Origin of the sequence: Aquabacter cavernae (genome assembly GCF_003993795.1) — a bacterium.
Classification (GTDB): domain Bacteria; phylum Pseudomonadota; class Alphaproteobacteria; order Rhizobiales; family Xanthobacteraceae; genus Aquabacter; species Aquabacter cavernae.
The window spans coordinates 365,592-388,000 of the sequence record NZ_RWKV01000017.1 but is presented as its reverse complement, the minus strand read 5'-3'; the positions used below and the strand labels follow the sequence as shown (position 1 = coordinate 388,000).

The 22,409-nt window shown below is 68.7% G+C and carries 17 protein-coding genes; 8 read left to right on the top strand and 9 right to left on the bottom strand.

Going from position 1 to position 22,409, the window contains the following annotated elements:
* Positions 1–36 precede the first annotated feature (36 nt).
* Positions 37–1,173: a phage tail protein gene (locus EJJ38_RS19725; RefSeq protein WP_127092131.1), complete on the top strand. Its 1,137-nt coding sequence runs from the start codon at positions 37–39 to the stop codon at positions 1,171–1,173.
* Between the two features lie 17 nt (positions 1,174–1,190).
* On the opposite strand, the gene EJJ38_RS19720 is transcribed toward EJJ38_RS19725, so the two are convergent.
* Together EJJ38_RS19720 and meaB are read right to left on the bottom strand one after the other, a co-directional pair.
* Positions 1,191–2,393, bottom strand: a complete 1,203-nt coding sequence (locus EJJ38_RS19720) for a cell wall hydrolase (protein ID WP_245454341.1) — start codon at positions 2,391–2,393, stop codon at positions 1,191–1,193.
* 184 nt (positions 2,394–2,577) lie between these two features.
* Positions 2,578–3,552, bottom strand: a complete 975-nt coding sequence (gene meaB / locus EJJ38_RS19715) for a methylmalonyl Co-A mutase-associated GTPase MeaB (RefSeq protein WP_127092130.1) — start codon at positions 3,550–3,552, stop codon at positions 2,578–2,580.
* Between the two features lie 743 nt (positions 3,553–4,295).
* On the opposite strand from meaB, the gene EJJ38_RS19710 reads away from it, so the two are divergent.
* Complete coding sequence (locus tag EJJ38_RS19710; protein WP_127092129.1) at positions 4,296–4,637, top strand: rhodanese-like domain-containing protein; 342 nt, start codon at positions 4,296–4,298, stop codon at positions 4,635–4,637.
* 18 nt (positions 4,638–4,655) lie between these two features.
* Here EJJ38_RS19710 and EJJ38_RS19705 read toward each other — a convergent pair whose 3' ends face one another.
* From EJJ38_RS19705 to EJJ38_RS19695, 3 genes are read right to left on the bottom strand one after another with little or no spacing between them, the layout of a single operon-like run.
* The gene (locus EJJ38_RS19705) at positions 4,656–5,780 is read right to left on the bottom strand and encodes a sensor histidine kinase (protein WP_420836900.1); all 1,125 of its coding nucleotides are present in this window, start codon (positions 5,778–5,780) and stop codon (positions 4,656–4,658) included.
* A 7-nt stretch (positions 5,781–5,787) separates the two neighbouring features.
* On the bottom strand, positions 5,788–6,225 hold the full coding sequence (locus EJJ38_RS19700; RefSeq protein ID WP_127092127.1) for a response regulator: 438 nt from the start codon (positions 6,223–6,225) through the stop codon (positions 5,788–5,790).
* A 1-nt stretch (position 6,226) separates the two neighbouring features.
* On the bottom strand, positions 6,227–7,726 hold the full coding sequence (locus EJJ38_RS19695) for a sensor histidine kinase (protein ID WP_127092126.1): 1,500 nt from the start codon (positions 7,724–7,726) through the stop codon (positions 6,227–6,229).
* 218 nt (positions 7,727–7,944) lie between these two features.
* Between EJJ38_RS19695 and EJJ38_RS19690 the strand changes: the two genes are divergently transcribed.
* Positions 7,945–9,327 carry a glutamine synthetase family protein gene (locus EJJ38_RS19690; protein ID WP_127092125.1) on the top strand — a complete coding sequence of 461 codons (1,383 nt, stop codon included), beginning with the start codon at positions 7,945–7,947 and terminating at the stop codon, positions 9,325–9,327.
* A gap of 87 nt (positions 9,328–9,414) precedes the next feature.
* Here the strand turns inward: EJJ38_RS19690 and EJJ38_RS19685 are convergent, their stop codons facing one another.
* Together EJJ38_RS19685 and EJJ38_RS19680 are read right to left on the bottom strand one after the other, a co-directional pair.
* A complete protein-coding gene (locus EJJ38_RS19685; protein WP_127092124.1) occupies positions 9,415–9,657 on the bottom strand; it encodes a hypothetical protein in 243 nt (80 codons plus the stop codon).
* A gap of 298 nt (positions 9,658–9,955) precedes the next feature.
* Positions 9,956–11,404 carry an MFS transporter gene (locus EJJ38_RS19680; protein ID WP_127092123.1) on the bottom strand — a complete coding sequence of 483 codons (1,449 nt, stop codon included), beginning with the start codon at positions 11,402–11,404 and terminating at the stop codon, positions 9,956–9,958.
* A gap of 281 nt (positions 11,405–11,685) precedes the next feature.
* Here EJJ38_RS19680 and EJJ38_RS19675 point away from each other — a divergent pair, with 281 nt between their 5' ends.
* Genes EJJ38_RS19675 through EJJ38_RS19665 form a run of 3 tightly spaced genes read left to right on the top strand, consistent with a single transcriptional unit; the run spans position 11,686 to position 16,677 of the window.
* On the top strand, positions 11,686–13,725 hold the full coding sequence (locus EJJ38_RS19675) for an NAD(+) synthase (protein WP_127092122.1): 2,040 nt from the start codon (positions 11,686–11,688) through the stop codon (positions 13,723–13,725).
* 55 nt (positions 13,726–13,780) lie between these two features.
* Positions 13,781–15,511, top strand: coding sequence for an ATP-binding cassette domain-containing protein (locus EJJ38_RS19670; protein ID WP_127092121.1), 1,731 nt, complete (start codon positions 13,781–13,783; stop codon positions 15,509–15,511).
* Positions 15,508–16,677: a nucleotidyltransferase family protein gene (locus tag EJJ38_RS19665; protein ID WP_164738590.1), complete on the top strand. Its 1,170-nt coding sequence runs from the start codon at positions 15,508–15,510 to the stop codon at positions 16,675–16,677. Before EJJ38_RS19670 ends, EJJ38_RS19665 begins: the two co-directional genes overlap by 4 nt.
* Positions 16,678–16,691: 14 nt before the next feature.
* Here the strand turns inward: EJJ38_RS19665 and EJJ38_RS19660 are convergent, their stop codons facing one another.
* Positions 16,692–17,507, bottom strand: coding sequence for an SDR family NAD(P)-dependent oxidoreductase (locus EJJ38_RS19660; protein ID WP_127092119.1), 816 nt, complete (start codon positions 17,505–17,507; stop codon positions 16,692–16,694).
* Positions 17,508–17,630: 123 nt separating this feature from the next.
* A complete protein-coding gene (locus tag EJJ38_RS19655; protein WP_127092118.1) occupies positions 17,631–18,383 on the bottom strand; it encodes an LOG family protein in 753 nt (250 codons plus the stop codon).
* Between the two features lie 168 nt (positions 18,384–18,551).
* Between EJJ38_RS19655 and EJJ38_RS19650 the strand changes: the two genes are divergently transcribed.
* Positions 18,552–19,634: an HlyD family secretion protein gene (locus EJJ38_RS19650; RefSeq protein ID WP_420836899.1), complete on the top strand. Its 1,083-nt coding sequence runs from the start codon at positions 18,552–18,554 to the stop codon at positions 19,632–19,634.
* Positions 19,631–22,348 (top strand): ribosome-associated ATPase/putative transporter RbbA, encoded by a 2,718-nt coding sequence (gene rbbA / locus EJJ38_RS19645; protein ID WP_127092116.1) that lies wholly within the window; start codon positions 19,631–19,633, stop codon positions 22,346–22,348. Before EJJ38_RS19650 ends, rbbA begins: the two co-directional genes overlap by 4 nt.
* The last annotated feature ends 61 nt before the right edge of the window (positions 22,349–22,409 follow it).

The following is a 22,409-nucleotide window of genomic DNA, read 5'->3' as shown; positions in this document are numbered from 1 at the left end:
TCGGATATTTTTCTCGGTATCTCACAGGGGTGGAAGATGCTGAATGCGACTTCTGATGAATTTGTTGGAGAAATCCGTCTCTTCGCTGGGCAGTACGCTCCGCGCGGCTGGAAGTTCTGTAACGGCGCAGCGGTGCTTAAGAAGGAATATAGCGATCTTTACGAACTGATCGGCTCCCATTGGGGCGAGTTGGACGACAGTTTCTTCCTTCCGGATTTGCGTGGGCTCGTGCCCGTCTGCCAGGGGGCAGGCCCAAATCTGACGCTGAGGCGGTTCGGCGAAAAGATGGGGCAGGAGAAGGAAGTCGCCGAACTGGCAAGCCACACCCATGCAATGCGCACCTCCGATCGCGTGGCCAATTCGTTGAACCCGCACGGAAAATTGCTGGCCCGGGTGAAGTCTACGGCTTCCGCGAAAGGATTGTATCTGGACAGTGGAGCGTCGGGCCGTATCGAGGTGGAGTTCAATCGGGAAAGCGTGACCTCAGAGGGTGGGGATGCGGCCCACGACAATTACATGCCGTCGCTGGCGCTTAACTACATCATTTCGGTTGGAGGGGACTTTCCGGAAATCGCAGGCGTCACTCCTCCGAACGACCCCCATCGCACCTATGGATCGATCTATGGTGGGTATCCATTTGCCGGAGAGATTCGTTGCTTCGCCTTGGGCTGGCCAAATATCGGCGAGGAATGGATCCCTTGCGATGGCCGATTGTTGCAGGGCTCGCGATACCCGAACCTGGAAGCCGTGATCGGCTACGCTTTCGGAGGAAATGACAGTATGCGTTACTTCAATGTTCCAGACCTGCGGGGGCACGCGGCCGTAGGTGCGAATGCCATGGCCCCACTAACCTCGCACCAGGTCGGCAATACTTGGGGCAGCGATCATGTGAGCCTGACGGTGGAGCAGATGCCGAGACATTTCCACCCGATTCTGGGAGCGTATACGAGCGTAGCCGGGCAACTCGAGGATGAGCCATCCAACCGCAAGATCATTTCCCGCACCAATGGCCAGTTCAACTATGTGCGGGGCGTCCCACAGCAGCGGGTGAATATGCATGACGCCAGCCTTCAGCCTACGGGTGCTGGCAGGGCGCACGAAAATCGACAGCCTTTTCAGGCCCTTGGCTATTATATCTGCCGGCAGGGCGAATTCATCGGCAAGGGTGACTGAGAGCTGGTGAGGCCGCCTCAGCCATCGCCCCAGCGGCGCGGGCGGTAGAAGGTGTGGACGCCGATCTTGTCCAGCTTGCGCATCTCGCTGATCCAGTTCGGGCGCACCCAGTAAGCGTGGTAGTGGGTGGCGTGGCCGACGCTTTCCAGCCAGAGCTTGCCGTCCAGCATGTCAGAGGAGATCTGCTTGGCCTGCACCCACATGTCCGGCTCGCGGATCACGTCCTTCACATTGTCGCAGGCGAAGGTGAACTGGCAGGCCAGGTGCCGGTGCGCGTTCTGGTACACCGCCTTGCAGACATCGTTGGGATAATAGCCGGAGAAGACCCGGTTGATGATCACCTGCGCCACGGCGATCTGGCCGCGCTTGGTCTCCCCCCGGCTTTCGAAATAGATGGCTTCCGCCAGGCATTTTTCCGCGCGCGCCCGGGCCGGGCCTTCCAGTGACAGGCGCACGGCGGGCGAGGGGAAGATGCCGTCGGTCTCGGCATCGTCGGGCGGCGGCGGGGGCGCGGCCGGCAGGGGCATGATGGTGACGCTCTGCGGCAGGGCGGCATATTCCAGCGCAAGATGCAGCGTGCCCACCGTCTCCGCATCGAAGATCATGGATGGGTCGCGATAGAGCGGCCCGGCCTCTGGATCGCCGAACACGATGCCGGCGCCCATGTCGAGGCGCGTCACCTGCGAGAGGTCGAACAGTTCGGTGGGCGCGGGACGTGTGGCGGGCGTGTGGGCCATGACGTTGCCCAATTGCTCCGGGCCGCCGAGGTCCGGGCCGAACAGAGGCAGCTCGGGCTCGTCGGCGAGCGCCGCCTGCCGCGTCTCCTCGTCGATGCCGGGCAGGCTCATCACCATGTCCAGCGCCAGTTCGAGATAGGCAAGCTCCGAGGTGGGGGTCGGGCCGAACACGGCGGGGGCGTCGGCAATGTCCGGGGTGGCCGTGGTGTGCGCGGCCAGGACCAGGGGCGCGGGATAGGCATAGGCGCTCTCGCCGGTCACGTCCGCATGGGGGGCGGCGTCGGTGAGGCCGGGGGCGGGCCATTCCAGCGTGGCGATGCGCAGGGCGCGGGCGGGGGCGCCCAGCAGCGGGGGCTGGGTGCGCTCGGCGGCGGTGCGCGAGAGGAAGGCGTCCGAAGGAAGCGTCTGGCCGAGCGCCGGCAGCGGGCCGAGCAAAGCGGCGAGGACGAAGGCCGGCCACAGGCCGGAGGGACGGACAGCCATGGCAGCGCCTTCAACGCGGAGGCGGCCGGAACGCGGCCGCCTGCGAGGCCCGGCTCCGCCACCCGCAAGGGGAGGCCGGGCCGGACGCTCCGGGATGTTCGAGCGGTGGACATCCCGGCGAGAGCAGCACCCAAAGGGCAATGCACCACGGGACATCCGGTCCCATGGTTTTCGCCCATTAAGCTTACGGGGAGGTTAAACGGGCCGCGATCCCGGCCTCGCGGGTGAACGGGCCGGAGGCGTCGGCGGCGAAGGCGCGGGAGCGCCGCAGGCCGTCGGTGCCGAACCGCACGCGGATCGCTTCCTCCACCCAGCGCCTTTCCTGCTCCGCCCGCCGCGCGGCACCGCGCCCAGATTGCGACAGGTGCGCCTGGTGATCGGAGGCGGCGGCGGCGAATTCGTCGAGGCCCTCGCCGCTGGCGGCGGACAGGCGGATGACCGGCACGCGCCAGTCCGCAACGCCGCCCGCGAGCGACAATGCCCCGCTCACATCGGCGGCGGCGCGGCGTGCGGCCTCGGCCATGTCGGCCTTGGTCACCACGATGATGTCGGGCAACTCCATGACGCCCGCCTTCATGAATTGCAGGCTGTCGCCGGACGCGGGCTGGATGCACAGGACCACCGTGTCCGCCACGAGGTCGATGTCGGCTTCCGACTGGCCGACGCCCACGGTCTCCACGATCAGCAGGTCAAAGATGGCGCGCAGGAGGACAACGGCCGCCACCGCATCGTCCGAGAGGCCGCCCAGCCGGTCGCGCGCGGCCATGGAGCGGATGAAGACCTGCCGGTCGTCCGGGTCGGTCTGGATGCGCGCCCGGTCGCCCAGCAGCGCACCGCCGGTGCGGCGGGAGGAGGGGTCCACCGCCAGGACGGCGACGCTCTGTCCGTCTGCGCGGGCGCGGCGCACCAAAGCGTTGGTGAGGGTGGACTTGCCGACGCCGGGCGGGCCGGTGAGGCCGAGCACATGCGCGCGCCCGGCGCGGGCCGCTTCGTCCAGCAGCGCCACCAGGGGCGCTTGGCCGCGCATGGATTCGATGGCGGCGAGGGTTTGGGCGACCAGCCGTTTGCCGCCCGTCCGCAATTCGGCAAGGCTCGGGAGCCCACGGCGCGAGGCGCTGGAAGCGGCGGTGGATGGCGGCGCGGGGATGGGCTGCGGCATGTCACAGGCGTAGCACGACCGTGGCCGGTGAATGAAGAGAGCCGCCGCCACGGTGGGGCGCCACGGCGCACGTGAGGACGCCCAAATGAAAAAGGCGTCGGCTTGCGCCGACGCCTTTCCACTGACCGGAACCGTGCGGGGGAACGAAACCGATCAATAGACCAGGAAAGGGACCGTGCGGATAATGCGGGGGAGCTTTCCGACGATCCCTCGAGACGTGCCACCTTTGATAGAGGAGCGCGCCTCAATTTGTTGATTAATTCATACCAAGCCCAACATGAACGGCAGATGAGCGAGAACGTGGCCTCAGGCGTTATGGTGGTAATATATTAATATCATTTGCGGTTCGATCTGAAGTTCGGCCCGGGAAAGGCGCGGGATAACGCCGGTAACCCCATAGATTGCATGGTTTTTTTCTCAGATGATAAAACTGTAGAAATTCGAGCCGGCTGTCATGTGTGCTTCACAGGATTGTGCGCGATCCAGGGGCATGCGCGGCCCAGAAAATGGGCGTGGCGCGGACCGTCCTGAACGGATGGAGAGATTTCATCAACCTGTGCGTGCAATGCGGTCATTCATATAATGGCCGCGGCAGGTACGGTCCCGTCGTGCGCGGACAGCGGGCAGCGCGAAGAGCGACAAAGCGGCCGGTGCCGGTGGCGATTCCGGTTTCATTGAATAAGTTAGGACGCGAATCGCAATCCGCCGGATGCCGGTCCATTGCACGCTGAGGAGATGACCCCATGAGCGAACCCAATCCATTCGGCGGGCGGATCACCCACCTGACCCCGCAGGAGGTGGAGGCGGGCCTGGAGGACGGAACGATTCTCCTGGTGGATGTGCGCGAGCCCGACGAGATCGCCGCCGAGCGCATTCCCGGCGCCACCGCCGTCGCGCTCAGCACCTTCGATCCCGCCAGCCTGCCGGATCCCGAGGGAAAGCGCCTTGTCTTCTCCTGTCGCTCGGGCCAGCGCTCCCAGCGCGCAGCCGCCATGGCGCAGGCCGCCGGGCTCGATTGCGAGGAGCATATGCAGGGGGGCATCCTCGGCTGGAAGGCTGCGGGCTTCCCCGTGGAGCGCGGATAGGGCGAACGCAGACGGCGCTCAGGGCGCCGCGAAGGTGAGGCTCACCCGCGTGCCCGGCTGCCCCGGCGCGAAACTCAGCGTCGCGCCGAGCTTCGTCGCCATGGCCCGGACGATGCGGTTGCCCAGGCCCGACGTAGGGGATTCCAGCGTCTCCGGCAGGCCGATCCCGTCATCCTCCACCATCAGCAGCACATGCGTGCCGTCCGGCTCCTCCTGCGGGCGCAGGGCGATGCGCACCGGGCCGCTTCCGCCGGGATAGGCATATTTCGAGGCGTTGATCACCAGTTCGGTGACGATGACCCCGAGGGCCACCGCCCGGTCGGGATCGATGGCGAGGGGCGCGGCTTCAACCGTCAGGGCGATGCCCGTCGTGCCGTTGCGCGCCGACACCTGCAGGTCGTCCACGAGGGAGACCAGATACTGGTCCAATGCGACGCTGCCCACCTGTTCGGAGGTGTAGAGGCGGCGGTGCACCTGCGCGACAGCCGCCACCCGGCCCCGGGCGGCGTTCAGCGCGTCCTCCACTTCCGGATTGCGCGTGGCCGCCGCCTGAACGTGCAGCATGGACATGATGATCTGGAGGGAATTGCCCACCCGGTGGTTCATCTCGCGCAGCAGCAGCGCGCGCTCGGCGGCAAGCGCCTCGAACCGGTCGCGGGCGGCGCGGATCTCCTGCTCGGCCGCCTCATGGGCCTTGCGGATGCGCACATTCTGGATGGCGCCGTCCAGGGCCGAGCGCAGCAGCTCGATGAAGTCGCCCTCGACTTCCTTGATGACATAGTCCGCCGCGCCCGCCTTCAGGGCGGCGACCGCGATGCGGCTCTCCTGGGTGCCGGTCACATAGACCACGGGCGGGGGATCGGCCATGGCGCGGATGGCGGCCAGGGTCTCCAGCCCGTCCTGGCCGGGCATGAAATGGTCGAGGGCCACGGCGTCGATGCCGCCCGCTTCCAGCAAGGCGAGGCCCTCCGGGCCGCTGGTGGCCAGATCCACCGCATAGCCGATGCGGGCGAGCTTGCGGCGCACGAGGCGTCCGAGGCCCGGATCATCGTCGATATAGAGCACGCGCACGCCGGCGCCCGCCGACGGCGCTTCGCTGCCGGGCACGCTGTCCACGGATGCGGGATCGCCGCTGTCGGGCACCATGGGTCTATTTCGCCTCTGGCACCTGGATGACGGAGAAGAACAGCCCGAGCTGCCGGATGGCATTGGCGAAATTCTCGTAATTCACCGGCTTGGTGACATAGACGTTGGCGCCGAGATCGTAGCAGCGCTGGATTTCGGTCTTGTCGTCGGTGGTGGTGAGCACCACCACCGGAGACCGGCGCAGATGCTCGTTCTCCTTGATGCGTTTCAGGATCTCCACGCCGGTCATGTCCGGCAGGTTGAGGTCCAGCAGCACCAGCAGCGCGCGCCCGGCATTCACCGCCCCGCTTCCGTCCGGCCCGAACAGATGGGCGAGCGCCGTGGTGCCGTCCTTGAAGCCGACAATGTCGTTGAGGACACCCGCGCGCCGGATGTTCTTCTCGATGAGGCGGGCATGGCCCTCGTCATCCTCGATCATGACTATGGTGACGTGGTTGACCATCTCACTCCTCCCCCTTGCGTTGGGCCGCCAGGGTCTTCGGCAGCGTCACCTTGAATGTGGTGCCCTTCCCCAATTGCGAATCGAGCAGCACCGAACCGCCGAGCCGGCGCACCAGGGTGCGCACATGGGCGAGCCCGATCCCCTCGCCGGGGCGGTCCTGCGGACCGGAGCGCCGGAACAACTCGAACACCCGGCCGCGATCGCGGGGATCGATGCCCCGCCCATTGTCCGAGACGCTGAACAGCACATAGGCGGAGGTTTCCACTGCCTGAACCTCAATGCGGCCCGGCACGTCCGTGCGCAAGTACTTGACGGCGTTATCGATCAGATTGGTGAAAATCTGCTCCAGCGCCATGCGGTCGGAGACGATGGCGGGCAGCGGGCCGATCTCGATGCGGGCCTCCCGCTCGATGAGCTGGTGGGCGACCGTGGCGGCGATGCCGTCCACCAATCCCCGCATGTCCACCGGCACGGGCTGGAGTTCGGAGCGCCCCTGGCGGGACAGATCGAGGATGGCCTTGATGAGGCGGTCCATCTTGATGATGGAGGCCTTGATGAAGCCGAAGGCTTCGTCGAAATCCTTCGCGAGTTCCTGGTCCTGCGCCGCGTCCGTGTCGCCCGCGCGGGTGCGCAGCGCTTCCAGCCGGTGGAACAGGTCGGTGCGCAATTCCTCCAGCTCGCTGGTGAAGCCCATGATGTTCACCAAAGGCGAGCGCAGATCGTGGCTCACGATATAGGCGAAGGTCTGGATCTCCTGGTTGGCCTCCTGGAGGTCGGCGGTGCGCTCCTCCACCCGCTTCTCCAGATCCTCGTTGATGACGGAGAGGGCCGCATGCGCCTGGCGCAGGGCGCGGGTGTTGCGCTGGGACAAGTGGACCGCGATGGCGGCGACCGTGATGATGGCCACCACGCCGAACAGGTTCACATAAAGCAGCCAGTTGGCGGACTGGGTGGCGGAGGCCGTGCGCAACGTCAGCAGCCGGCTCTCCTCCACTTTCATGCCCTGCACGGTCTGCGCGAGCGAGCGCATGAGGTTCTCGCCTTCGTCGCTCGCCACCACCCGCAGGGCGTCCTCCCATTGCCCCTGAAGCCCGAAATCAACCGTGCGCTGCATCTCCGCCATCTTCTTGCCGGCCATTTCCGAGATGGTATCGACGGTGGCAACTTGCGCCGGGTTGTCGGCGACGAGCTTGCGCAACTGGTCGATCCCCGGGCCCAGGGAAGACGAGGAGGCGCTGAAGAGCCGGAGATAGCTCTGGTCGCGGGTCAGCAGGAAGCCGCGCTGGCCGCTTTCTGCGCGGCGCAGGAAAAGCTGGACCGACGACAGGGTGTTCTCCACCTCCAGCGTATGGGCGACAGCCGCGGCATCGCCGCGTGCCTGGTTGACCAGCCAGATGGAGGTGCCGCTAATGGCGATCAGCAGCGCGAACCCCACCGCCAACAGCGTCGGCTGCCCGAAATGCGTGAGCCGGGGCCCAGCGGACGAAAGTTTGCTGATCATTCTGGCGTGCGGCTCCGGAGCAAAGAACGGGGGAAGACGGCCGACCCGCCTCCGGCGCGCAGGCCCGATTGTGACGTTTCGCGGCTGCGAATTCACTGACTGAACAACATTCCAGTAGAGCGCAAGCAAAAAAACCATCCATAAAGGCATAGCTGTAGCTTGTGGCCGCGCCCGGAACGCGCTTGGATAGAGAGCTGGAATTTTTCCGTTGGAGTATCATGCAGGCACACGAACGCGAGCCGCGCACGCAAGGCCCCTCGCAGGGCACGGAGAGCGAGGAGACCGTCGCTTTCCTCAAGGCTTTCGGCCTTCCCGAAATCGTTGAGGTCCTCCTCCCGGATACCTGCGGCGTGCTGCGCGGCAAATGGATCCCCGGCAGCGCCATGAGCAAGATCTGGAAGAGCGGCGTGCCGATCCCCCTCTCCATCTTCGGCCTGGACATCTGGGGCTGCGAAGTGGAGCAGACCGGAATCCATATCGAGACCGGCGACAAGGACGGCCTGTGCTGGCCCATCCCCGGAACGCTGAAGCCGGTGCCCTGGTCGCCGCGCCCTTCCGCCCAGGTGCTCATGACCATGCACCAGCCGGACGGCGCCCCCTGGATGCTGGACCCTCGCCAGCAACTGGCACGGGTGGTGGACCGGCTCGCCGCGCGCGGCCTCTCGGCCTGCTGCGCGTTCGAGCTGGAATTCTACCTGCTCAAGCCGGGCGAGGACGGGGCGCCGCCCCGGCCGGTCTTCTCCACGGAGGGACAGGCGCGGCAGAACATGTATTCCATGTCGGACCTGGACGCCTTCGCGCCCCTGCTGCACGACATGCGCACCGCCGCGGCCGCCCAGGGCCTGCCCACCGACACGGTGATCTCGGAAGCGGCGCCGGGCCAGTTCGAGGTCAACCTCTACCACAAGGACGACGCGCTCGGGGCGGCAGATGACGCCATCCTGCTGCGCCGCCTCATCGACGGCGTTGCTCGCCGCCACGGCCTGCGCGCCACCTTCATGGCCAAGCCCCTGCTGGATTTCGCGGGCAATGGCATGCATGTGCATGTCAGCCTGCAGGACAAGAGCGGCACCAATGTCTTCGGCGTGCCGGGCGAGGGCGAGCGGCTGATGCGCCATGCGGCCGGCGGCCTGCTCTCCACCATGGCCGATTCCACCTTGCTGTTCGTGCCGAACTTCAACGGCTATCGGCGGCTGGTGCCGGGCTCCTATGCGCCCACGGGCATCACCTGGGGCTTCGACAACCGCTCGGTGGCGGTGCGCGTGCCCAATGGACCGCCCGAGGCGGCGCGCCTGGAACACCGCATCGCGGGGGCGGATGCCCACCCGCATCTGGTGCTCGCGGCCATTCTCGCAGGGATGCTGGAAGGGATCGAGGCGGCCATCGAGCCGCCGGAGCCGCTCACCGGCAATGCCTATGACCACGCCGCGCCCAGCCTCTCGCCGTCCATGGCGGATGCCATCGCGCGTTTCGCGGGCTCGCCCTTCATCGAGCGGGCGTTCGGCGCGGAGTATCGCCGCGTCTATGCGGTGATGAAGGAGGAGGAACTGGCCGCGTTCTCGCGCACCATCCTTCCCCTGGAATACGAGACCTATCTCTGATCTTCGCCCGTCCGGCGCAGGGACCGCTTCACCGCTCCGGCTCATGCAGCCCGAGCGGTGAAAAGCGTCCCGCCTCCGGACGGGGTGTCAGCCGATGCCGCCCGACAGCTTGATCTTGCGGTCCGGTCCGTCCGGATTGTGGGCGGAGATGCCGCCGGTCATGCCGAACGAGGCGCCGGGGGCGCCGCCCGTGAAACCGCCCGAGGGCGCACCGGACATGGACCGGGGCGCCGGGGGGGCGCTTTCCTTTTGGGCGGTATGGGGTGCGGCGGAAGCGGAAGCCGCAGTCTCGGCGGCCGTGTGGCCCTGGCGATGGAATGCAACGGACATTTCGTCCTCCCTTTTTTACTTATGAATTCTACATGGGGAGGCAATGACGGCTTTTCCAGGGTGCGCGGCCTTGAGCCAGATCAAGGCCGGGCGGGCCGGGCGGTGGTGCTCTTCCTAGAAAGGGGAGACTTCGCCATGCCCACCGACACCGCCATCGTCGTTTCGGCCATCGTCATCCTGTTCGCCGGCTTCGCCGTCGTCCTGGCCTGGGCCGACCGCTACACCGCCGCCAAGCGCTGAGCCGCCGGGCGCACTGAGACTCCCGGCACTGAACCGCCGGGCCGTTGCCCGGCCGGCCTCAATGGTCGGACATCTCGCTGCGCGGATCGGGCATGGTGTTGGCGCGCGCCGTCTTGGGCGCGGCCATTTCCGCGCCCGCATCCTTGGGCAGGCGCAGGAAGCTGAAGACCGACAGGGCGCTCACCGCCGCCACCAGCAGGAAGGCGGGGGTGAAGTCCGACAGGATCAGTTCGGTGGAGCCGCGCGACGACCGCATGGTCTCCAGCACGATGCCCGCCAGCGCCACGCCCATGGACAGCGAGACCTGCTGCGCCACGCTCGCGAAGGAGGTGGCGCGGCTCATGTCGTGCTGGCTCACATCCGCATAGACGATGGCGTTCAGCGCGGTGAATTCCAGCGAGCGGAAGAAGCCGCCGATCAGCAGCACGCCGGTGATGGCGAGATGCGGCGTTTCCGGCGTGAACAGCGCGTTGGATGCGATGAAGGCGGACGAGATCAGGCTGTTCACCACCAGGACGCGCTTGAATCCGAACCGGCGGATGATGGGTGCCGCCGTGGTCTTCATGATCATGGCGCCCGCCGAGGAGGCGAAGGTGAGCAGGCCCGAGGCCAGCGGCGAGAGGCCGAAGCACAATTGCAGCATGAGCGGCAGCAGGAAGGGCAGCGAGCCGATGCCGATGCGGAAGGCGGAGGCGCCGATGACGCCCGCGCGGAAGGTGGAGAGCCGCAGCAGGCCGAGATCCAGCACCGCATGGGGCGTCTTGCGGGCATGGAGCACATAGAGGGTGAAGGTGACGGCGCCCACGCCCACCGCGCTCAGCGCCATCCAGAGCGGCGTCTGTTCCTCGCCCAGCAGCGCGAAGCCGAAGACGAGGCCCGCAAGGCCGACACCCGACAGGACGAGGCCCTTCAGATCCAGCGGGGGCACGTCCTCCTCGCGCACATTCTCGATGAAGCGCGTGGCCAGGATCACGCCCAGCACGCCGATGGGCACATTGATGAAGAAGATGAGCCGCCAGTCGAAATAGGTGGTGATCAGCCCGCCGATGGGCGGCCCCAGGACCGGCCCCAGCAAAGCGGGCACGGTGAGCCAGGCGAGGGCGGAGACCAGTTCGGACTTCGGAATGGAGCGCAGGATCACCAGCCGGCCCACCGGCACCATCATGGCGCCGCCCATGCCCTGGATGATCCGGTAGAGCACGAAGTCCGACAGGCTGGTGGACAGCCCGCACAGGATGGAGCCCAGGGTGAAGATGACGATGGCGGCGCGGAACACGGTGCGCGCGCCGTAGCGGTCCGCCGCCCAGCCGGAGGCCGGGATGAAGACCGCGAGGCTGAGCAGATAGGAGGTCAGCGCCAGCTTCAGCGACACCGGGTCCTCGTTCAGCGATTCGGCGATGGCCGGCAGCGAGGTGGAGATGACCGTGGAATCCACCTGTTCCATGAACAGGGCGCAGGCGACGATGAGCGGGATCAGCACGTGCCGGGGCAGGGAAGGCGAGGGCATGGAGTGATTTCTGTCCGTGCAAAGCCGGTGGGCTGCGGCAAGGCCGGCATGTGCCGCCCCGCGCGAACCCTTCCCGGCCTGCTGTAACACAGTCGGGCGTCTCTGGCAGGCTTTGGCGCGGCGGCGGGCCGCACCTCTACCTCCTCCTTGCCCTCTGCGCGGAAATCCACGACCTTGCGCTCCCTTGGTGGACGATGGTCCTCCGGGACGGGTTGGAGACGGATTTTCCGGGCAGGTCGGTTTCCTTCGCCCGGATCGCGCACTGGGCAGGGCGCCGGGCCATGGATTTCTATTCACTCTACAGCCACGATTTCATCCGCATCGCCGCCTGCGTACCGCGGGCGCGGGTGGCCGATCCGGACTTCGCGGCCGCCGAGACGCTGCGCCTCGCGCAGGAGGGGCACGCGGCGGGCGTCGCGATCCTGCTGTTCCCGGAACTGGGCCTGTCCTCCTACGCCATCGACGACCTGCTGTTCCAGGACGTGCTGCTGGATGCGGTGGAGGCGGCGCTGGGGCGCATCCGTGAGGCGACGCGCGCGCTCGATCCCGTCCTGGTGGTGGGCGCGCCGCTGCGGCGGGGCGGGCGGCTCTATAATTGCGGCGTTGTCCTGCACAAGGGCACCATTCTCGGCGTCGTTCCCAAGACCTATCTGCCCAATTACCGGGAATTCTACGAGCAGCGCCACTTCACGGGCGGCGCCGACACCTCCGGGGTGATCGGCGTGTGCGGCGCCGAGGTTCCGTTCGGCACCGACCTCCTGTTCCGCGCCACAAGCGGGGTGAAGGTCACCTTCCATGTGGAGGTGTGCGAGGACGTGTGGGTGCCGCTGCCGCCCTCCACCCGCGCGGCGCTGAACGGGGCGGAGCTGCTGCTGAACCTGTCGGCCAGCAATATCACCATCGGCAAGGCGGAGACCCGCCGCCTGCTGTGCGCCAGCCAGTCGGCCCGCACCATCGCCGCCTATGCCTATTCGGCGGCGGGGCCGGGGGAATCCACCACGGACCTCGCCTGGGACGGCCATGCGGCGGTGTTCGAATATGGCGACCTCCTGGCCGAGACGCCGCGCTTCCCGCCCCATGCGGTGATGGCGCAGGCGGATGTGGATCTCGGCCGCATCCGCCAGGAGCGCATGCGCGTGAACAGCTTCGGCACCTGCATGCGGGAGGAGGGCGAGCGTGGCCCGGCCTATCGCGAGGTGGTGTTCGCGCTCCCCGCGCCCGACCGCCCCGTGCCGCTGGAGCGGGCGGTGGAGCGCTTCCCCTTCGTGCCCTCCAATCCCGCCCGGCTGCGGGAGGATTGCTACGAGGCCTACAACATCCAGGTGCAGGGCCTCGCCAAGCGCCTCGCCTCCTCAGGGGCGGAAACGGCGGTGATCGGCGTCTCGGGGGGGCTGGATTCCACCCAGGCCCTCATCGTCGCCGCCCGCGCCATGGAATCCATCGGCCGCGACCGGAGCAAGGTGCTCGCCTACACGCTGCCCGGTTTCGCCACCTCCGACGAGACCAAGGCCAATGCCTGGGCGCTCATGCGCGCATTGGGCGTCACGGCGCAGGAGATCGACATCCGCCCCGCCGCGCGGCAGATGCTCGCGGACCTGCGCCATCCCTTCGCGGCGGGCGATCCGGTCTATGACGTGACCTTCGAGAATGTGCAGGCGGGCCTGCGCACCGATTATCTGTTCCGTCTCGCCAACCACCATCGCGGCATCGTGGTGGGCACGGGCGACCTCTCCGAACTGGGGCTCGGCTGGTGCACCTTCGGGGTGGGCGACCATATGAGCCATTACAACGTCAACGCCTCGGTGCCGAAGACGCTGATCCAGCATCTCATCCGCTTCGTCGCCGCCTCGGGGGACGTGTCGGGCGACACCGCCCAGGTGCTGCACGCCATCCTCGCCACGGAAATCTCGCCGGAACTGGTGCCGGCGGAGGCGGGCAAGCCCATCCAGTCCACCCAGGCCATTGTCGGCCCCTATGCGCTGCAGGATTTCACCCTCTTCTATCTGACGCGCTACGGCTTCCGCCCCTCCAAGATCGCCTTCCTTGCCCACCATGCCTGGAGCGAGGCGGCGCGCGGAAGCTGGCCCGTGGACCTGCCGGAGGCGGAGAAGCGCGCCTATGACCTGAAGGAGATCCGCCACTGGATGGAGGTGTTCCTGCGGCGCTTCTTCACCAGCCAGTTCAAGCGCTCCACCTTGCCCAACGGGCCGAAGATCACCTCCGGCGGCTCGCTTTCCCCGCGCGGCGACTGGCGTGCGCCCTCCGACGGGGATCCGGGGCCCTGGCTCGCGGAGCTGGCCGCCAACGTGCCCGAAGCGTGAGGCGTCTGGCGATTTTCGCGGAACGGTTGCATTCTGATCGTCCGGGGGAGGACGAATGCAAGGGTTGCTCAGGCGGTGCGCCGCGTTCGGCGCCGATGTGGCGCGCCATGCGGGCGGAGCGGGCGTGGTTGCCGCTTTGCTCGTGGGGCTCGGCGCGATGCTGGACGGAATCGGCATCGCGCTGCTGGTGCCGGTGCTCGCCACCCTGTTCGGTGCCGCCGATCCCGGCGGCCCGCTCGCCGCGCTGGTGGGGTTTCTGCCGCCGGGCCTGACCCCCGCACATCGCCTCGCCGTGTTGCTGGGGGTGTTCGCGGTGCTGATGGTGATCCGCGTCGCGGTGCTCTGGCTGCGGGACGTGCGGCTGTCCGCGCTCCAGGTGGGCTATGTGGAGGCGCTGCGCGCGGGCCTCGCGCAGCGCCTTGCCGCTGCCCCGTGGGAGGCGCTCGCCCGCATCGGCCATGCCCGGGTGAACAGCCTTCTGGGCGGGGACGTGCAGCGCTGCGGGGCCGGCGTGCATTTCCTGCTCCAGGCGGGCACGGCCTGCGTGATGATCATCGTCCAGGTGGGCGTGGCGGTCCTGCTTTCGCCGGTCCTGGCCGTGGGGGCGTTCGTGCTCATGGGCGGCGGCGCGCTCCTGCTGGGCGGCCTGATGCGCCATGCCCACCGGGCCGGGCGAGGCGTGACGCTGGCAAATCATGCGGTATTGGACGAGGTGGGCCGCTTCCTCTCCGGCATGAAGATCGCCCGCAGCCAGAATCTGGAGGCGCGCTTCGTCGCCGCCTTCTCCCGGTCGCTTGAGGCGGCCCGGCGCGACCAGACCGCTTTCATCCGCCAGCAATCCCTGATGCGCGGGCTGTGGAGCCTCATGGGCGCGCTGGTGGCGGTGGCGGTTGTGTGGGCCGGCTTCGCCTGGCTGGCCTTGCCCGCGCCGGTCCTGCTGACGCTGCTGGTGGTGCTGAGCCGTGTGGCCGGCCCCGCCTCCCAGCTCCAGCTCGGCCTCCAGCAGATCGCCTACAGCCTGCCCGCCTGGGAGGAGGTCCGCGCGCTGTCCACGGAACTGGAGCGGGACACGCAGCCGCCCCCGCCCGCCGCCGAGCCGCCTCCGGAGGGGGCGGTGCGGCTGGAAGGCGTCACCTATCGCCATGCCGGCGGCGGAGGCGTGCGAGGCGCTTCGCTGGTGCTGGCGCCGGGCGAGGTGGTGGGTCTCACCGGCCCCTCGGGCGCGGGCAAGACCACGCTGCTGGATCTTCTGAGCGGCCTCGTCCGACCGCAGGAGGGGCAGGTGCGCGTGGGCGGGGTGGTGCTGGATGCGGCGCGGGCCGCCCGCTGGCGGGAGCAATTGGCCTATGTGGCGCAGGACCCGGTGATGTTCAACGACACGGTGCGGGCGAACCTCGCCTGGATGCGGCCCGATGCGGACGCGGAGGCCATGGCGCAGGCCCTGCGCCGTGCCGGGGCGCTGGCGCTGGTGGAGCGGTTGCCCCACCGCCTCGACACCGTGGTGGGCGAGCGGGGCGTGCTGCTCTCCGGCGGCGAGCGCCAGCGCCTCGCGCTCGCCCGCGCGCTGCTGCGTGCGCCGCGCCTGTTGCTGCTGGACGAGGCCACCAATGCCATCGACCCGGAGGGCGAGCGGGAAATCATGGCGGCGCTGCGCGCGCTCGATCCGCGCCCGGCCATCCTCGTGGTGGCCCATCGCGCCGAGACCCTGGCCTTGTGCGACCGGGTGGTGACGCTGGAGCAGGGCACGCTCCGCGCCCCGGCGCCGCTGCGGGCGGCGGCGCCGTGACCGAGGTTTGTGCCGAATTCGCCTTGCTTGCCGCCTGCTGCCGGCCGCCGACGGATGGCGCGCGTGCGGCGACCATCGCCGCCGCGGCCGCCCGGCCCCTGGACTGGGCGCGCTTCGAGCGTCTGGTGGTGCGCCACCGGGTGGCCGCGCTTGCCGCCAATGGCCTTTCCGCCTGCCCGGCGGCGCCCGCGCCGGTGCGGGCACGCCTGTCTGCTGCTGCAGTCGCCGGGGCGGCGGGCACCCTCGCCATGGCCGCCGAGGCCCTGCGCCTCCAGAGCCTGTTCGACGGGGCGGGCCTGCCCGCCTATGTGGTCAAGGGCATTCCGCTCGCCCGTCTCGCTTATGGCAACATCGCCTTGAAGCATGCGCGGGACATCGACCTTGTGGTCCCGCGCGCCCATCTGCGTGCCGCTGCCGCGCTTCTGGAAGACGCAGGCTATGCGGCGGCGGAGGGGGAGGCGCCGCTGACCGACGCGGAGATGGCGCTGCTGGACACCTTCGCCAAGCACCGGGCCTTCCGCCATTCCACGTCCGGCCACCTGGTGGAACTGCATTTCAGGCTTCACCGCAATCCGGCGGCCCTGGCGGCCTGGGGCGAGCAGCCGCCTTTGCAGGCGGTGCCCCTGGGCGGGGGCGTGGTGCGCACGCTCGCGCCCGAGGCGCTCTACACCTATCTGTGCGTGCATGGCGGCGGCCATGCCTGGGAGCGGCTGAAATGGCTCGCGGACCTTGTGGCGCTGATCGGCGCCACGGGCGCGGACGTGGCGGCGCTGCATGACGGGGCGCGGGCGCTGGGCGCCGGGCGCGCCTCCGCGGTGGCGCTGGCACTGGGCCATGCGTTTCTCGGCCTGAGCGTGCCCGAGGCGGTGCTCAGGCAGGCGCGCGGGCCGTTGGCGGCGCGCCTGCTGCTGGCATTCTCGCGGGCCGCTCTGCTGGAGGAAAGGGAGGATCTCAGCCAGATGGAAGGGATCATCTTCCAGCGGAGGGCCAGCCGGGTGCTTCTCCTGCAAGGGGGCGGCTATGCCCGCAAGGAGCTGGTCTCCCTGTTCGTCTCCGAGGCCGACGCGCGCGCGCTGCACCTCGCGCCGTCGCTGCACTTCCTCTATCCGCTGCTGCGGGTGCCGCGTGCGCTGGGAAGGGTGGTACGGCGCAGGGCGGGCGGCTAGAGCGGTTCCGGCCCTCAGGTGTTGCGGCGGGCGGCGCGCAGGGTGGGAAGGCCGATGCCGGCGGCATCGAAGCCGCCATCCACCGCCAGTTCCTGGCCGGTAATGTAGCTCGCCCGGTCGCTGCACAGGAAGAAGATCGCCTCGGCCAGCTCCTCTTCCAGCCCGTAGCGGGCCAGCGGGATGGCGTCGTGATAGTCGGCGCGGATTTCCGGCGAGTGCACGGCCTTCGCCATGGCGGTCTCCACCGGCCCGGGGGCCACCGCATTGACCCGGATTCCGTAGCCCGCAAGCTCCACCGCCAATTGCCGGGTGAGGTGGGCGAGGCCCGCTTTGCTGGTGCCATAGGCCGCGCGCAGGGTGGAGGCGCGCAGGCCCGAAATGGACGTGATGTTGACGATCGCCCCGCCGCCTTGCGCGCGCAGGAGGGGGACGGCAGCCTTGGTGCACAGGAAGGGGCCGGTCAGGTTCACCTCCAGCACCCGGCGCCACTCGTCGTCCTCGGTCTCCAGGATGGGCTTGAACACCGCGACGCCGGCATTGTTCACCAGGGCGTCGAGCCGTCCGAAGCGGGCCTCGATGGCCTCCAGGGCCGCCGCCACGCTTGCCGCCTCCGAGACGTCGCAGGGGAGTGCCAGCACCCGTTCGGGCGCCTCAAGGCGCGCGGCGGCGTCCGCCAGAAGGTCGCCCAGAATGTCGATGAGCGCGACGCACCAGCCTTCGGCCAGGAAGCGGCGGGCGACGGCGAGCCCGATGCCGCGCGCGGCGCCGGTGATAAGGGCAACTTTCGGGGAGGAGGTGGCGTCGGAGGTGGAGGCGTCGGAGGAGGACATGGCGTTCGCCCGTTTCTTGATTCTTCGGTCCGCCCTCATATCCCGGCTGGGGATGGCGTGAAATCCCCCGGGTCCGCCGACATCAACACCCCTTGCGTCGGCGCCCGGGCAGGCGGCGACGACTTATCGCCGGATGGAGCACAGGCCCTGGTCTTCCAAAGCGGTCCAGGCGGCTTCGGCGTCGTCGGCGAAGCGGAACAGGGCCACTTCCTCCGGCGTGACCATGCCATGCGCCACCAGCGCGTCGAACTTCACGATGGAGCGCCAATAGGCTTCGTCGAACAGCACGATGGCCACGGGCGGCGACTTGTCGGTGGCGCGCAGGGTCAGGATCTCGAACAATTCGTCCAGGGTTCCGAACCCGCCGGGAAACACCACCAGCCCGTTGGCGCGCATGGCGAGGTGCATCTTGCGCATGGCGAAATAGTGGAACTGGAAGGTCAGTTCGGGGGTGGTATAGGCGTTCGGCGCCTGCTCGTGGGGCAGGGCGACATTGAAGCCGATGGACGGCGCCCCCGCCTCCATGGCGCCCCGGTTCGCCGCCTCCATGAGGCCCGGTCCCCCACCCGTGGCGATCACATTGTCCCGGATGCGCTCCTCCTGCCGCAATGCGCCGCCGCGCTCGGAGGCGATGCGGGCGAACCGGCGGGCTTCCTCATACCAGCGGGCCTGCGGTCCCGGCCCGTTCTCCCGCACCCGCGCCGAGCCGAAGACCACGATGGTGGAGCGCACCTGCCAGGCCCGCAGGGCCTCTTCCGCCTTGGAATATTCCAGCAGGAAGCGCACCCCGCGCATGGAATCGCCCAGCAGGAAGTCCTGGTCCAGGGCCGGCAGGCGATAGGAGGGGAAGGTGGCGATGTCGCGGGGCTCGGGCATGGACGAGGGCACTCCGGGGATAAGGGCGGGCGGGAGAATGGCGCGCGGGACGGGCAGGGGGCAATGCCCGGCATCCCCCGAGGGCGGGCCGATGATTTGCATCAATGCCGGGGCGATGCGAAGCTCCAGGATAAGGGCGTCGTTGTTCATCATAGTGACCGGAGCAAGCTGTTGCGCCGCGTGATCGGACTTTGCCTCGCCAGTGCCGCTTTGGTGCTCGGCCCCTGCCTCCCGCTTTCTGTCGCTTCTGCGCAGCCGGCCCAATCCACCCCATCCCAGCCGCCGCAGGAAGCCCCCGACGGGCCCAAGGGCCCGGCCGCCGCTTTGCGCGCCATCTGGAAGCATTTCGCGGGCGAGCGCCTGCCGGCGGATATCGTCTCCACCAATGGGCGCCTGGAGGCCGAGCAGGTTCTGGTCTCCGCCAAGTTCGCCGGCCGCGTCTCGCAGGTGCTGGTGCAGGAGGGGCAGACCGTGGACGAGGGCGCCGTGGTGGCGCGCATGGACACGGCCGAGCTGGACGCCCAGCTTCTGGGTGCGCAGGCGCAGGTGCGCCGGGCCGAGCGCGCCGCCGCGGAGGCGGAAGCCGCCATCGCCCAGCGCGAGAGCGAGCGCATCCTCGCCCGCCAGGAATTCGAGCGCGCCTCCAGCCTCGCCCAGAAGGGCTACGGCACCGTGCAGCAGCAGGACCAGCGGCGCAGCCAGCTCGACGCCTCCGAAGCCGGCTACCGGGCCGCCTCCGCCAGCCTCGACGCGGCGGAAGCCTCCGCGGATGCAGCGCGGGCGGACGTGGCGCGCATCCAGTCCCTGCTCACGGACGCGGTTCTGGTGGCGCCGCGCCGGGGGCGGGTGGAATACAAGCTGGTCCAGTCGGGCGAGGTGGTGGCGGCGGGCGCGCCCATCGCCACGCTGCTGGACCTCTCCGATGTCTACATGACCGTGTTCCTGCCCGCGCGGGTGGCGGGGCGCCTCGCCATGGGGGACGAGGCGCGCATCGTGCTCGATCCCGCCCCGGACCTCGTGGTGCCCGCCACGGTCTCCTTCGTGGCCACCCAGGCGCAGTTCACGCCGAAGACGGTGGAGACGACGGACGAGCGCGAGAAGCTGATGTTCCGCGTGAAGCTGCGCATCGCGCCCGCGCTCCTCAAGCAATATGAGGCCCTGGTGAAGGTGGGCGTGCGGGGCCTTGCCTATGTGCGCACCAATGCCCGGACGCCCTGGCCCGCCAATCTGGCGGTGAAGCTGCCGCAATGAGCGAGCCCGCCGTCCGGCTTGCCGGGATCGTGCATCGCTATGGCGCCGTCCATGCCCTCGACGGCGTGGACCTGTCCGTGCCCGCCGGGGTGCTGGCGGGGCTCATCGGGCCGGACGGGGTGGGCAAGTCCACCGTGCTCGGCCTTGCGGCGGGGGTCACGCGCATCCAGCAGGGCAGCGTGAGCGTGCTCGGCGGGGACATGGCGTCCACCGCCCATCGCCGCGCCATCTGCGCGCGGGTCGCCTACATGCCCCAGGGGCTCGGGCGGAACCTCTATCCCACGCTGAGCGTGGAGGAGAATCTGGACTTCTTCGCCCGCCTGTTCGGCCAGCCCAAGGCGGAGCGGGCGGCGCGCATCGACGACCTGCTGGCGGCCACCGGGCTTGCCGCGTTCCGCGACCGCCCGGCGGGCAAGCTCTCCGGCGGCATGAAGCAGAAGCTCGGCATCTGCGCGGCGCTGATCCACGATCCCGACCTCGTCATCCTGGACGAACCCACCACGGGCGTGGACCCGCTTTCGCGCCGCCAGTTCTGGGAATTGGTGGAGCGCATCCGCGCGCACCGGCCGGGCATGAGCGTGCTGGTGGCCACCGCCTATATGGACGAGGCCGAGCGCTTCGACTGGCTGGCCGCCATGCATGACGGCAAGGTGGTGGCCTCCGGCACCCCGGCGGAGCTGAAGGCGCGCACCGGGGCGGACAGCCTGGAGACCGCCTTCGTGCGCCTGCTGCCGGAGGCGCAAGGCACCGTCGAACCGCTGACCGTGCCGACCCGCGTGCCGGACACCGGCCCGCCCGCCATCGAGGCGGAGGGCCTGACGCGCCGCTTCGGCGCCTTCACCGCCGTGGACCATGTGAGCTTCCGCATCGGCCGGGGCGAGATTTTCGGCTTCCTCGGCTCCAACGGCTCGGGCAAGAGCACCACCATGAAGATGCTCACGGGGCTCTTGCCCGCGAGCGAGGGCGAGGCGCGGCTGTTCGGCCAGAAGCTGGACGCCGGGGACATCGAGACCCGGCGGCGTGTCGGCTACATGTCGCAGGCCTTCTCGCTCTATGGCGAGCTGACGGTGCGCCAGAATCTGGTGCTGCATGCCCAGCTGTTCCAGCTTCCGCCGCAGGACATCCCGGCGCGCGTCGCGGACATGCTGGCGCGCTTCGACCTTGCCGAGGTGGCGGATGCGCGTCCCGAGCGCCTGCCGCTGGGCATGCGCCAGCGCCTGCAATTGGCGGTGGCGCTGATCCACAGCCCGGAGATCCTGATCCTCGACGAGCCCACGTCCGGCGTCGATCCCATCGCCCGCGACGCCTTCTGGCGCATCCTCATCGGCCTGTCGCGGGAGGAGGGGGTGACCATCTTCCTCTCCACCCACTTCATGAACGAGGCGGAGCGCTGCGACCGCATCTCCCTCATGCATGAGGGCAAGGTGCTGGCGGTGGATTCACCCGCCGCGCTGCGGGCGGCCCATAATGGGGCGAGCCTGGAGGATGTGTTCATCGGCGTGCTGGAACAGGCGCAGGTGGCCACCATCGCCCCCGCGCCCGAGGCAGCGCCCGTGGCGGTCGCGGCGGCAAGCGGGCCGCCCCAGCGCTTCGACCCGCGCCGCCTGTGGGCCTATGCGTGGCGCGAGATGCTGGAGATCCGCCGCGACCCCGCGCGCCTCACCTTCGCGCTGCTCGGCCCCGCTCTGCTGCTCATCACCTTCGGCTACGGCATCTCCTTCGACGTGGAGCATCTCGCTTTCGCCGCCTATGACCAGGACCAGAGCGCCCAGAGCCGCCAATTGCTGGAGAGCTTCCAGGGCTCGCGCTATTTCGACGAGCAGCCCGCCATCACCTCTCCCGCCCAGATGGACCGGCGCCTGCAGAGCGGCGAGCTGAAGCTCGCCATCGAGGTGCCGCCGGACTTCGGCAAGCATCTCCTGCGCGGCCTCACGCCCGAGGTGGGGGTGTGGCTGGACGGCGCCATGCCGTTCCGCGCCGAGACCACGCGGGGCTATGTGACGGGCCTTGCTCAGTCCTATGTGGCGGACGAGACCTTGCGCCAGCAGGGGCGGGCGGTGGAAGCCTACCCCATCGGGATCGAGCAGCGCTTCCTCTACAATCAGGCCTTCAAGAGCGCCAATGCCATCGTGCCCAGCGTCATCATGCTCATGCTGGTGCTCATCCCCGCCATCACCACCGCGCTCGGCATCGTGAAGGAGAAGGAAACCGGCTCCATCGCCAATTTCCAGTCCACGCCGGTCACCAAGCTGGAATTCCTGCTGGGCAAGCAATTGCCCTATGTGGGCATCGCGGCGGTGAGCTTCGTCACGCTGGTGCTTATCACGCTGTTCCTGTTCGGCGTGCCGCTGAAGGGCTCCGTGCCCACCCTGGTGCTGGGCTCGCTCGCTTATATCCTCGCCACCACCGGCTTCGGCCTGTTCGTCTCGTCCTTCGTGGGCAGCCAGGTGGCGGCCATCTTCGCCACGGCCATCATCGCCATCATCCCGGCGGTGAATTTCTCCGGCCTCATGGTGCCCGTCTCGTCGCTCACCGGCAGCGCGCGCCTCATCGGCCTCGCCTTCCCGGCGGCCTGGTATCAGCCCATCACGGTGGGGGTGTTCGCCAAGGGGCTCGGCTTCGCGGATCTCTGGCCGCAGATCATCGTGCTGTTCCTGTTCGCCATCGCCTTCATCGCCGCCTCCGTGGTGGCGCTGCGCAAAAGGAGCGCCTGACATGGGAGCCCCTGACATGGCGGAGCAGGCACCCGGCGCGCCCCAGACCACCCGCGAACGC